This is a genomic window from Nocardiopsis oceani, assembly GCF_054777395.1.
Window position 1 is genome coordinate 59,596 of sequence record NZ_BAAHAR010000011.1, and the last position, 12,218, is coordinate 71,813.

General features: G+C 69.2%; 9 protein-coding genes. All 9 read right to left on the bottom strand.

The genetic code is table 11. The features are described from left to right. Positions 1–43: 43 nt before the first annotated feature. The 9 genes from ACYVDG_RS08195 to ACYVDG_RS08235 all read right to left on the bottom strand — a co-directional run bounded on the left by ACYVDG_RS08195 (position 44) and on the right by ACYVDG_RS08235 (position 12,150). Entirely contained in the window at positions 44–1,801 is a 1,758-nt protein-coding gene (locus tag ACYVDG_RS08195; protein WP_460747819.1) for a serine/threonine-protein kinase, read from the bottom strand. A 267-nt stretch (positions 1,802–2,068) separates the two neighbouring features. After that, complete coding sequence (locus ACYVDG_RS08200; protein ID WP_460747820.1) at positions 2,069–3,169, bottom strand: cytochrome P450 family protein; 1,101 nt, start codon at positions 3,167–3,169, stop codon at positions 2,069–2,071. Next, on the bottom strand, positions 3,166–4,452 hold the full coding sequence (locus tag ACYVDG_RS08205; protein WP_460747954.1) for a cytochrome P450 family protein: 1,287 nt from the start codon (positions 4,450–4,452) through the stop codon (positions 3,166–3,168). The genes ACYVDG_RS08200 and ACYVDG_RS08205 overlap by 4 nt, the downstream gene beginning before the upstream one ends. A 273-nt stretch (positions 4,453–4,725) precedes the next feature. Further along, on the bottom strand, positions 4,726–7,050 hold the full coding sequence (locus ACYVDG_RS08210; RefSeq protein WP_460747821.1) for a heavy metal translocating P-type ATPase: 2,325 nt from the start codon (positions 7,048–7,050) through the stop codon (positions 4,726–4,728). An 18-nt stretch (positions 7,051–7,068) separates the two neighbouring features. Further along, positions 7,069–7,254, bottom strand: a complete 186-nt coding sequence (locus ACYVDG_RS08215) for a hypothetical protein (protein ID WP_460747822.1) — start codon at positions 7,252–7,254, stop codon at positions 7,069–7,071. Position 7,255: 1 nt separating this feature from the next. Then, positions 7,256–7,465: a heavy-metal-associated domain-containing protein gene (locus ACYVDG_RS08220; protein ID WP_460747823.1), complete on the bottom strand. Its 210-nt coding sequence runs from the start codon at positions 7,463–7,465 to the stop codon at positions 7,256–7,258. A 345-nt stretch (positions 7,466–7,810) separates the two neighbouring features. Further along, a complete protein-coding gene (locus ACYVDG_RS08225) occupies positions 7,811–8,410 on the bottom strand; it encodes a GNAT family N-acetyltransferase (RefSeq protein WP_460747824.1) in 600 nt (199 codons plus the stop codon). 254 nt (positions 8,411–8,664) lie between these two features. Further along, positions 8,665–10,161 carry an alanine/glycine:cation symporter family protein gene (locus ACYVDG_RS08230; RefSeq protein WP_460747825.1) on the bottom strand — a complete coding sequence of 499 codons (1,497 nt, stop codon included), beginning with the start codon at positions 10,159–10,161 and terminating at the stop codon, positions 8,665–8,667. A 1,701-nt stretch (positions 10,162–11,862) separates the two neighbouring features. Then, positions 11,863–12,150: a GNAT family N-acetyltransferase gene (locus ACYVDG_RS08235; protein WP_460747826.1), complete on the bottom strand. Its 288-nt coding sequence runs from the start codon at positions 12,148–12,150 to the stop codon at positions 11,863–11,865. Positions 12,151–12,218: the final 68 nt, after the last annotated feature.

Genomic DNA, 12,218 nt, shown 5'->3' on the forward strand with positions numbered 1-12,218 from the left:
CCCTCAGGCCCCGCCCTGTCCTCGGCGCGCCCGGTCCGGCGCCTCAGTCCGCAGGCTCGAAGGATTCGGCGATCCGGTCCAGCAGGGCGTGGTTGACGCCCTGAGGCTCACCGCTCACCAGGAACAGCGCGTACCCGATGTCCTCGGTGTGGAAGCCGCGGTTGATCGCGTGCATCTCGCCGTCGCTGCCGTCGAAGGTGAACTCCCAGTCCGCCGCGCTGACGTAGTCGTCGGCCCAGCCGGAGTCCACGTCCTCGATCCCGATCAGCGAGTAGCCGCCGAAGTTCTGGCTGCCGACGGGCTCGAAGTCGCGCCAGTCGTCCCCGGCGTCCTCGTTCGGGTTGTCGGTCCGGTCGACCAGCAGGTAGCCGCCGTCGGGGTTGCGGAAGTAGACCATGTCACCCTCGGGGTCGACCTCCCAGTCCTCGGGGACATCCAAGGAGTAGCCGCTGTCGTCCTCGTAGAGGTCGAGGAAGTCCCACTCGTCGTCCTCTTCCTCCTCCGGCTCCTCATCGGCTTCGTCCGCAGCACCGTCCTCGTCGTCGCCCCCGGCCGCGGCCGCGGCCTCGTCCTCGTCGGCGGTGTCGTCGGCCGACTGTTCCTCGCTCGAACCGGCCAAGCCGGTGTCGGGGTCGTCGCCCGGGCGGTTCATGCTGACGAACAGGGTGGTGGCCGCGGCCCCCACCAGCAGGACCAGCGCTGCGGCGGCGACCACGAGCGTCCGCTTCCCGGCACCGGATCCGCGGGTGTGCCGCGGCCCCTCCGCGGAAGGCGGCGCGCCGGGCACGGCCCCGGCCGACTCCGCGGGTGCGTCCTCAGCCGGGGCGGGCTCGGCACCGCTGACCGCCCGGGCCACCGTCCCCTCGGAACTGACGGCGTTCCAGTCCGGTGCGTCTTCGGTCCCGGTCGGCTCCGGCGCGGATTCCGTGGCTGGGAGCGCGGGCGACACCGCGGTGGCGGCCGCCGAGCCCGCGGAGTCGCGGATCCCGGTCAGGAGGCTGCGCACCTCTTCGGTCGTGGGCCGGTCCTCGGGGCGCTTCTCGGTCAGTGCCTCCAGGACGGGGCGGAGCGGGCCCGCGTTGGGGGTCTCCGGCAGGTCCTGGGTGACGATGGCGGTCAGGGTGGCCATCGGTGTGGGCCGGTCGAAGGGAAGCGTGCCCTCGACTGCTTGGTAGAGGGTGATACCGAGCGCCCACATGTCCGAGGCGGCCGTGGCCGAGCGGCCGTGGGCGACCTCCGGCGCGAGGTAGCTCGGTGAGCCGATGAGCAGCCCGGTGCTGGTCAGGTGCGTGGAACCGTCCAGGTGGGCGATACCGAAGTCGGTGAGGACGGCCCGGTCGTTCCCGGCGATGAGCACGTTGCCCGGCTTGATGTCGCGGTGCACGATGCCGTGCTTGTGCGCCTCACCCAGGGCGGCGGCCATCTGCTCGCCGATGTGTGCGGCACGCCGCACGGGGACCGCACCGTGGTCGCGCACGAGGTCGCCCAAGGAGGGCCCCTGCACGAGCTCCATAACGATCCACGGACGGCCGTCCTCCTCGGCCACGTCGAACACGGTGATGATGGCCGGGTGGCTGAGCTGGGCGGCGCTGCGGGCCTCGCGGAGCATGCGGGTGCGCAGTACCTCGACCTCGTGTGGCGGGAGGTTGGGCGGAGTGGTCAGCTCCTTGACCGCGACCGGCCGGTCCAGCAGGGTGTCCGTTCCCTTCCAGACGCGACCCATACCGCCCGCACCGATGACCTCGTCCAGGCGGTACCGGTTGGCCAGGATGCGGCCGGGGTCGGCTTCCGAACTGTTCATGTGTGTGCGCAATCCTCTGAGGGGAGGGGCCTTCACGGTAGAAGGGCATGACGGGAGGCGGGGCAGGGCAGGGGGATCGGGGGCCACCTTGAGTCTAGAAGCCGGGACGCCTCTTCGCTGCTTCCCCGGAGGTGTCAACTGTGTCCCCGCAAAGCCACAGACCCGCCCAAGACACCCCTGAAATGCGAAGACCCCGCCAAGGAGCACCGACGTACCCCTTGACGGAACCGGAAAATCCGGGCGTGTTCCGGCTGCTGTCCTCCCGGCTCAGCCGTCGAGCCGTACCGGCAGGGCCTCGACGCCCGCGGTGATGATGGAGGGCGACTGGGTCAGCTCGGCCTCGGCCACCGCGACGTCGAGCTTGGGGAAGCGCTCGAACAGGCGCGGCAGCACCTCGTTGACCTCCATGCGGGCCAGACTCGCCCCCAGGCAGTAGTGCCGACCGTGCGAGAAGGCCAGGTGCGAGGTGTCCTCACGGGTGATGTCGAAGTCCCCGGCGGTCGATCCGTACTGTTCGGGGTCCCGACCGGCCGAAGCGTAGCCGAGCATCAGTGCCTCGCCCTTGGGGATGCGCACCCCGTCCAACTCCATCTCTTCGGTGGTGTAGCGCATCGGTACGTACTCCCCGGGCGGGGTGAGGCGCAGAACCTCCTCGATGGCCTTGGACCACTCGACCCTGCCCTCGACGATCAGGTCCAACTGGTCCCGGTGGGTGGTGAGGACCCGCACGGCGTTGCCGATGAGGTTCATCGTGGTCTCGTAGCCGGCGCTGATGAACAGCACCAGGTTCCAGATGAGCTCGTCCTCGGTGAGCTGGTCCTCCTCGTCGCGGGCGGCGATGAGGGCGGTGGTCAGGTCGTCGCCGGGCTCGGCGCGCTTGGTCGCCACCAGTTCGGTGAGGACGGCCCACATGTCGAAGAAGATCGTCATCGCCTCTTCGGGCGTGACGCTCTGGTCGAAGAAGACGCCGACGAGCCGGTGCAGCTTGGGCCGCATCTCCTCGTCCAGGCCGAACAGGTCGCTGATCACCGTGAGCGGCAGCGGCTGCGCGACCAGTTCCTTGAGGTCGACGACCCCGTCCTCGCTCTGCTCGGCCGCCCGCTCCATGTCGTCGAGCAGGGAATCGACGATGCCCACGATCGCCGGTCGCAGCTTCTCGACCCTGCGCGGGGTGAACGCCTTCGAGACCAGCCTGCGCAACCGGGTGTGGTCCTCGCCGTCCTTGGACAGCATGTTCTCGTTGATGATCCAGGAGATCAGCGGCCAGTCCGAAGGGACCTCACCCTCGTTGAACGCCCTCCAGTGCTGCTTGCTCTTCTGGACCCGGGGGTCGGCCAACGCGTCGCTGACCGCCTTGTGCGAGGTCACGACCCACGCATCAACCTGACCAGGAAGTTCGACAGGGACGACAGGGGCGATGTCCCTGAGGTGGTCTGCTTGTGCGCTGATGTTTCCGGGGGCGAGTCGGACGCGGTCCAAGTTGTTCCTTCCACTGGCGCGGGGGTCGGCGGGGGTTGGGGGTCGAACTGCACGGGAAGTTCGACCGGGATCCAGGACAGCGCCGACAGGTGCCAGCGCAGGTTCTCCGGCGGCACCGCCAGGCGCAGTCCGGGAAGTCGGTCGAGGAGGGTGCGCAGCGCGATGATGGTGATCGTCGAGGCCTCCTCCCGCGCCGGGCAGCGGTGGACTCCGGCGCCCCAGGCCACGTGGGCCCGGTTGCTCGACTCCGCCATCTGCTCCGCGTTCTCCTCGACGAAGAAGCGGTTGGCGGCGGCGAAGCCCAGCAGGATCGGTTCGCCCGCCTCGATGGTGCGGCCGCCGCCGAGCGGCACGTCCACCCTCGGGTAGATGACGGGGTAGTTGGTGATCGGGGGGTCCCGCCACAGGACCCGGTCGACGGTGTCGGCCAGGGCGGTCTGGGAAGGTGTTCTGCCGCTCGCGAGGTTGGGATCGGTGAGGACCGCCCGCACCCCCGCGTTGATGAGGTTGGCGGTGGGCTCGTTGGCGGCGGCCACCACCAGGAGGAGCTGCATGATCACCTCCTCGTCGCTGAACGCCGCGCGGTGCTGGATCAGCCGGGTGGTGACGTCGTCGCCGGGCTCGCGGTGCTTGGCGGTGACCACCTCGGACAGGGCGCGCTCGGCCTCGGCGTTCGACTTCTCCGCGTCGATACCGAGCCAGAGGTTGCGCATGGCCTCGACGAAGCGCACGCCCTGGTCCCGTTCGAAGCCGAACAGTTCGTTCATGACGAGCAGCGGCAGCATCCGGGCGTACTCGTTCAGGGCGTCGGCCTGCCCCCGCGTGCAGAACTCGTCGATGAGTCCGTGCGCGTACCGCTCGGTGACCTCGATCAGCCGCTCCGACCCGATCGCGCCGAGGCTGTCGGTGAGCGCCCGGCGGTAGCGCTGGTGCTCGGCGCCGTCGACGAAGAGGGCGCTCGAGCGGGGGGCCATCATCGGCAGCACGGCCGCGTCAGCGTCGATCCTGCCCTCGCGGAAGTCCTTCCACAGGCGGGCGTCGTGCCCGAACGTGGTGGTGTCCCGGCTCCAGGAGATCAGGGTGGTGTAGTCGGTGACCAGCCACCCGTGCACACCGGGTTCCAACTCGACCGGGACCACCGGGCCGTGTTCGGCACGCATCTGGGCGTACACGGCGTAGGGGTCGGGGTGCGGCTCTTCTTGGTAAAGCTTGGCGCGGGGACATCCAGTCGTCACGGGGACCTCGGCTGTGCGGGGGTTGGGGCTGTGGCGCTGCGGGACCGCCATTTCAGGCTCATGCGGACAGAAGGAAAACCGATCGGGTCTGCGCGGAAACCCCACATGGGTGAGGTACCGCGCAAACCCTAGCGGCTTCGTCGGCCGCAGACGAGGTCCGAGCCCCCTCCGAGAGCGGACATTCCGTCCGTTATCTGGCGTTATGTTGTTTTATTTCCTTGACCGCACGCTGTCGGCCGTGTGCGGGACGTCCGGAGCGGCAGGAGCCCCGGTCAGCGGGCGGAAACGGCGCAGCCGCTGGCTGTTGCTCACCACGAACACGCTGGACAGGGCCATCGCGGCCCCCGCGAGCATCGGGTTGAGCAGCCCCGCCGCCGCCAGGGGCAGCGCGGCGGTGTTGTAGGCGAAGGCCCAGAACAGGTTGCCCTTGATGGTGCCGAGAGTGCGCCTTGACAGTCGCACGGCGTCGGCGGCCGCTCGCAGGTCGCCCCGGACCAAGGTCAGGTCGCTGGCCTCGATGGCCACGTCGGTGCCGGTACCCATGGACAGCCCAAGGTCGGCCTGGGCCAGCGCTGCGGCGTCGTTGACCCCGTCGCCGACCATCGCCACCGCGCGGCCCTCGTCCTGGAGCCGGGTGATCACGTCGACCTTCTCCTTGGGCAGGACTTCGGCGATGACCTCCTCGATCCCCACCTCGTCGGCGACCGCCCTGGCCACCGCCCGGTTGTCTCCGGTCAGCAGGATCGGGGTGAGGCCCAAGCCCCTGAACTGGCGGACCGCCTCGGCGCTGGTGGGCTTGACCGCGTCGGCCACGTCCAGCACCCCCCTGGCCCGGCCGTCCCAGCCCACCGCGACCGCGGTGCGCCCTTCGGATTCGGCCGCCTCCAGCGCCCGGAGCAGCTCCTCGGGCAGCTCCTGAGACCACTCCGCCAGGAGCGCGGCACGGCCCGCCAGGACGGCGCGGCCCTCCACGGTTCCCTGGACACCCCGCCCCTCGATGTTGGCGAAGTCCTCCGGGGCGGGCAGGTCGCCGCCCCGGACCATCGCTCCCGTGGCGATCGCCCGCGCGACGGGGTGTTCGGAAGCGCTCTCCAGTGCGCCCGCCAAGCGGAGTACCTCGTCCTCGCTCTCCCCCTCGGCGGCGGTCACACCGGTCAGGGTCATCTTCCCGGTGGTCACCGTGCCGGTCTTGTCCAGCACGACGGTGTCCACGCGGCGGGTGCTCTCCAACACCTCGGGACCCTTGATGAGGATGCCGAGCTGCGCGCCGCGACCGGTGCCCATCATGAGCGCCATCGGGGTGGCCAGGCCCAGGGCGCAGGGGCAGGCGATGATCAGCACGGCCACGGCGGCGGTGAAGGCCGCACCCACCGGGTCGCCGGTCCCGAGCCAGAAGCCGAGCGATCCGGCGGCGAGCAGGATGGCGCCCGGGACGAACACCCCGGAGACCCGGTCGGCGAGCCGCTGAACGGCTGCCTTGCCGTTCTGGGCTTCCTCCACCAAGCGCGCCATCTGCGCGAGCTGGGTGTCGGAGCCGATCCGGGAGGCCCGCACAACCAAGCGACCGCCGGCGTTGACGGTCGCGCCGGCCACGGCCGAACCCGGCGCGACCTCGACCGGGACGGACTCGCCGGTGAGCATGCTCATGTCGACGGCGGAGGTGCCCTCCTCGACGGTGCCGTCCGTGGCGATCTTCTCGCCGGGCCGGACCACGAAGCGGTCGCCGACCTCCAGCCGGTCCACGGGGACGAGCTCCTCGCGGGCCGAGGCGCCCTCGCCCCGCAGGACGGTGACCTCTTTGGCCCCCATCTCCAGCAGGGCCCGAAGGGCGGATCCTGCGTTGCGCTTGGAGCGTGCCTCGAAGTACTTGCCCAGGAGAATGAAGGAGGTCACGCCGGCCGCGACCTCCAAGTAGATATTGGCCGCGCCGTCGGTGCGGGCGATGGTGAACTCGAAGGGGTGCGTCATGCCCGGGATTCCGGCGGTGCCGAGGAACAGGGCGTAGAGGGACCACAGGAACGCCGCCGAAACACCCAAGGAGACGAGGGTGTCCATGGTGGCGGTACCGAGCCTGAGGTTCTTCAGCGCGGCGATGTGGAAGGGCAGCGCACCCCACACCACGACCGGCGCGGCCAGGGCGAGGGAGGCCCACTGCCAGTAGGTGAACTGCAGGACCGGGGCCATCGCCATCGCGATGACGGGGACGGAGAGCACCATCGACACGAGAGCGCGGTTCCACAGGGCCCGCGTGGGGTCGTCCGGGTCGGCGCCTCCTTCCTCGGCGGCCGGTTCGGATTCGGGCACGGTGGCGCTGTAGCCCGCCTTCTCGACCTGGGCGACCAGGTCCTCGACCGGGAGCGTCGGCCCTTCGAAGGAGACCCGGGCCTTCTCGGTGGCGAAGTTGACCGAGGCGCTGACGCCCTCCATCTTGTTGAGGCGCTTCTCCACCCGGTTCGCGCAGGCCGCGCAGGTCATCCCGCCGATAGCGAGTTCGACCTGACCCGCTTCGGCGGGCGCCGTCTTGCTGCTACTCATGTGTCGCTCCAGGCTGCGCTAGTGTTCGGCGCCGTTGTCGCCGTCGTGGTCCTGTTCGCTGTCCACGGGCCGCTCCACGCTCTCCGAGTGCCCTTCCGGGGGCTCCGACAGAACGGGGCCGACCATGGAGCCGACCCCGAACGCCGCGGCGAACACGACCACGAGACCGGCCGCGTAGAGCCCGAGTTTCGTGGCCACACCCATGTCAGCCAGCCACCTCGTACCCGGCCTCGTCGATCGCGGCGCGCACGGCCGAGTCGTCGACCTGGCCCTCGCCGGTCACCGTGACCTGCTTTCCCTCGAGGTCGACCTTGACGTCAGTGACACCGGCGACCTCGCTGACCTCCTCGGTGACCGAGTTGACGCAGTGCCCGCAGCTCATGCCCTCGACGGTATAGACGACAGTGCTGGCCATTGCTGCCTCCTGATGCGATCTACCGCGCTGGTTGGCGGATTGACGTTCCAACACGGACCAATATACCCCCCAGGGGTATCCACTTGTCAAACGCCCACGACGTCCCCGCCGGGCACGCGTTCGCCAGACTACCCCAGGGGGGTACCAAGCACAGGTAAAGCCCCCGTCAGCACAGCACAGGGACTGGAGGGCGGGGCCAGGGGTAGGGGCTGGGGAAAGGACAGGGGCTGGAGGAACGGACTGGGGAAAGGACAGGGGGACGGGGAACGGGCTGGAGGCGGACCAGGGGACGGGTCGGCACCGAAGAGGGTTGGCGGATATACCCTCCCCCCGTTTATTCGGGTCCTACTCTTCCTTCAGTTCGAGCCGGGCCACCACGCGCTCGCTCAGGTGGTGTCCCGTGAGGGTGAACCCGGCGCGGCGGAACATCTCCACCGTCCCCGTGTACACCTCGGCGCTGGGGGCACGCCCCCCGACCGTGTCGACCGGATAGGCCTCCAGGACCCGTGCCCCGCCGGCCCGCGCGAAATCGATCGCTCCGTCCAGCAGGCGGCTGCCCAACCTTCGACGGCGCCTCCGCGGCGGCAGCCAGAAGCACACCAGCGACCACACACCGGGCTCGTGGGGGTCGACCGGGCGCAGGGTCCGCGAACGGGACAGGCGGATGAAGTCCTCGCGCGGCGCCACCGACACCCAACCGCAGGGGCCGTCCTCGTCATAGGCGAGCAGGCCGGGCACCCGGCCGTCCAGCGTCAGTCGGCGCAGTTCTTGCTTGTTGTCCTGACCACGGGTGGCGCGATCGCACGAGACGCTCGCCGTGTGGTCCTTGGCCCTTCGACGGAAGAACGTGCACCAGCAGTGCCCGTACGCTCCGGTCGGTCCGAACAGGTTCTCCAGGTCATCCCACCGCTCGGCGGTGGCGGGCTCGATTGAGACGATGGACATCGGACTCCCTCGCGAGACACAACACTGACCGCCACAACTGTGACCCAGCACACTAGCGATGATCCGCTGTGACCGAAAGAACACAGATGCCGGAAAACGCCTACCGTTAGGGATTTGTGTGCCTTTTCGCGGAATCCGAGTTGCTCCGCGAGGCCCCCGAGTCCTCTGAGGACCCCAAGTGCCACGGGGACGCAGGAAAAGGCGCGGGGCGTGCCCAGACCACCCGGACACGCCCCGATCCACGCTCTCCTCGGTCAGGAGGAAGCCTGTCCCTTGCCGGACTCGGCCATCTCGCGCGGCTCCCAGCACTCCACACCGCGCAGATCCGGCATCCGGTCCCGCGTGAAGACCGGGTCCAGGCCCTGTCTGCGCTGATCCGTGTAGTCCTTGAGCAGACGGCACGCGATCACCGTCAACGGGGTGATGGCGATCAGGTTGATCAGCGCCATCATGCCCATGGTGGTGTCGGCCAGGGTCCAGATCAGGTCGATCGAACCCAGCGACCCAAGGAAGGTGGCGGTCAGGAAGACCATCTTGTAACCGAACAGCACGTTGCGGTTCTCGGTCAGGTACTCGAGGTTGGACTCGCCGTAGTAGTAGTTGCCCAGCACGGAGGTGAACGCCACCAGGAAGATGATGAGCGTCATCAGGTGCAGCGCCCAGGGGCCGAGCATGGACATCAGGGCCATCTGGGTCAGGTCGCCCTCGAGCTGCCCGTCCATGGCGCCCTGGTAACCGAGCAGGACGATGAAAGCGGTCACCGAGCAGACCACCAGGGTGTCTACGTAGACGCCCAGGGTCTGCACGAGTCCCTGCTTCACCGGATGCGTGACCGAGGCGCTGCCCGCGGCGACCGGGGCCGAACCCAGGCCCGCCTCGTTGGAGAACATGCCCCGGCGGACGCCCTGGATGATGATGACGCCCAGCGTCGCGGCGGCGAACTCGCCCAGACCGAAAGCGTTCTCGAGGATCATGACGAACATCCCCGGGACCAGTTCCCAGTTCATCGCAATGATGATGAGGCCGATCACGATGTACAAGCCGGCGAAGAACGGGATGAGCGCCTGCGCAGTGTGCGCGATCCGGCGGACGCCGCCGAAGATCACCAGGCCGGTGAGGACCACCAGCAGGGCGCCGATCACCGCGGAGAGGAGCAAGTTGTGCTCGAGGCCGACCTCACCGGCGGAGTTCGCGATGGTGTTGGTGATCGTGTTGCTCTGTACCGCGTTGAACACCATCGGGAAGGTCAGGATCAGGATGACCGCGAAGAGCACGGCCGCCCAGCGCTGGCCGAGGCCGCGTTCGATGTAGTAGGCGGGGCCTCCCCGGAACCCTGCCGGGTGCCGGACCTTGTACAGCTGCGCGAGCGTGGACTCCACGAAGCTGGCCCCGCAGACCACGATGGCCATCATCCACATCCAGAAGACGGCGCCGGGGCCGCCCAGGGAGATGGCTATGGACACACCGATGATGTTTCCGGTGCCGATCCGCGCGGCCGCCGAGATCATGAAGGCCTGAAGGGAACTGACGGCCTTCTTGCCGTCCGGAGCGATCTCGGGCTTGCTCTTCAGCACCCGGAACATCTCCGGGAACATGCGGAACTGGACTGCCCCGGTCCTGACGGTGATGTAAAGGCTCACCACCACCAGGAGGGGGATCAGGACCCAGGCCCAGAAGTAGTCGTCGTTGAAGGCGCCGATCGCATCGGTAAGTTGCGCGTCCCAAGTCGCGGCTTGGTGGGTCAGTATCAAGGTGCGGGGCTCCTTTGCTCCAATAAGGACAACCGCCAACTCTTGCCCACACAGTGGGACAAAACACCCCGTCAGCGCAGTCTGTGGCCGGATGGTGATCTAGTTTTTGGCGGCGCAGACCTCGTCCCTTCAGGGCGGGGATAGCCGCCCCGCGCAGAAATGCCACACCCTTTGGCTACGGTCCTGCCCAGGATCGACGACGGCGCGCATTGGTACGTGTCCCTGCTCTGCGAAGACGGGCAGCACACGCCCACCGAGCATGCGGTGCGTGGGTGGGGAGTCCGCGTGGGGAGTCCGCGTGGGTGGGGAATCCGCGTGGGTGGGGGCTGAGGGTGGCTGGGGGCTGAGGGTGGCTGGGGGCTGAGGGTGGCTGGGGGCTGAGGGTGGCTGGGGGCTGAGGGTGGCTGGGGGCTGAGGGTGGCTGGGGTTTGTTGTTGGGTGCGAGGTTGCCCCGTTTCCTGCCGCTTGATGGTGGCCGTCTCCGCTGCGCGCGTCAAGGTCGTCGCCGTCGAAGCGCTGGCGCGCTATCGGTGGCGCTCCACCTTGACCCGCTTCGCTGCGACGGCGGGTGGGCGGCTGTCAGGAAACGGGGGACGTGTGGTCGGGGCCCCAAGGGGCCCTTCGGGCCCCGGGCCTGCGGCCCGAAGGGCCGGGCTTCGCCCGGTCCGGCCGTGACCGGCCGGATCCCTGCCCATCCGCCCGGCTTCATCGGCCAGCGCGTCCCAATCCAGTGACCAGCCAGCGACGAAGAGCCCGAACAGGCCGGGCGCATGGCCGAGCGCGTCCCACCGGACTTTCGGTCAGGGGTGGGCCCCCTTTCCAACGATGATCTTGCCCCTGTCTCAACCCTCGACGGCCGAGGGTGGAGCTGGGGGCAAGATCATCGGGGATGAACCGGTTTCGGACACAGCGGTCATCTTCGCCGGGCCGGTTTCGGACAGCGGGGCTGCCTCCGTGTGGGGCGCCCACCGGGGGCGCCCGCTACCCCCCCCACATGGGGGCGCCTGGGGCGCCGAGCCCCCGCCCAGAAGCACCCGGGGCCGGTGAACCCCCTCCCTGGAGGCAATCTCGGTACCCAAAATGACTCCAGCAGGGGGTTCGATGCCCTGGAACCCACACCCGACCGGTTCACCGACACCACCCGCACCCGTATGGGCCACCCACCACCGAGCCGCAAGACCGGTGGGACGCGCCCAGCCACCCGCCCCGCCTGAACGGGCCCTTCGTTGCCGACCGGCCACTGGATTGCGACGCGCCTGCCGACACAACCAGACCCACGGGAAGGAATCCGGCCGGCCAAGGCCGGACCGGGCCGCAGGCTCGGAGCAGTACCCGGCCGAAGGCCGGTCCCGTCGCCACCCCGACCACACGCCCCCCGTTTCCTGACTGCCGCCGACCCGCCGTCGCAGCGAAGCGGGTCAAGGTGGAGCGCCTCCGATAGCGCGCCAGCGCTTCGACGGCGAAGACCTTGACGCGCGCAGCGGAGACGGCCACCATCAAGCGGCAGGAAACGGGGCAACCCGCACCCGCAGGGAACCCCACGGCCACGCAGGACCGAACCCACCCGCGCGGACTCTCCCACCCGCGCGGACTCTCCCACCCGCGCGGACTCTCCCACCCGCGCGGCAAGCGGCACACCCCAAGGGCAGGGTAACCAAACCCCCTTTGTCACCAGGCTCTAAGTCAGGCCAGCTGCCTGCGTCAACCCTCGTGGACGAGGTCCGCGTAATCCGGGTTGCGCTCGAGGAAGGCCCGTGCGAACGGGCAGATCGGCATGATTCTCAGCCCTTGCTCCCGAACCTGGTCCAACGACTCCCGCATGAGCGCGCTGGCCACACCCTTGCCTTCGAAGTCCGGCTCCACCTCCACGTGCGGGAGGGCGAGAACCCCCTCGGCGACCAAGTGGTAGGCCGAGAACCCGACCACCTTGCCGTCCGCGCTCACCTCGTACCTAGACCGCTCCGGCACGTCAACGACGGACAGATCCATGCCACTACTCCCGCTTCGTGCGTCTTCCGCGCACGAGGTGCGCGCGTGGTGGGCCCCACAGGATGTCA

Excerpts from the sequence above, each read along its gene's own strand:
- ACYVDG_RS08195 (WP_460747819.1), bottom strand. The coding sequence starts at position 1,801 with ATGAACAGTTCGGAAGCCGACCCCGGCCGCATCCTGGCCAACCGGTAC.
- ACYVDG_RS08210 (WP_460747821.1), bottom strand. The coding sequence starts at position 7,050 with ATGAGTAGCAGCAAGACGGCGCCCGCCGAAGCGGGTCAGGTCGAACTC.
- ACYVDG_RS08215 (WP_460747822.1), bottom strand. The coding sequence starts at position 7,254 with ATGGGTGTGGCCACGAAACTCGGGCTCTACGCGGCCGGTCTCGTGGTC.
- ACYVDG_RS08220 (WP_460747823.1), bottom strand. The coding sequence starts at position 7,465 with ATGGCCAGCACTGTCGTCTATACCGTCGAGGGCATGAGCTGCGGGCAC.
- ACYVDG_RS08225 (WP_460747824.1), bottom strand. The coding sequence starts at position 8,410 with ATGTCCATCGTCTCAATCGAGCCCGCCACCGCCGAGCGGTGGGATGAC.
- ACYVDG_RS08235 (WP_460747826.1), bottom strand. The coding sequence starts at position 12,150 with ATGGATCTGTCCGTCGTTGACGTGCCGGAGCGGTCTAGGTACGAGGTG.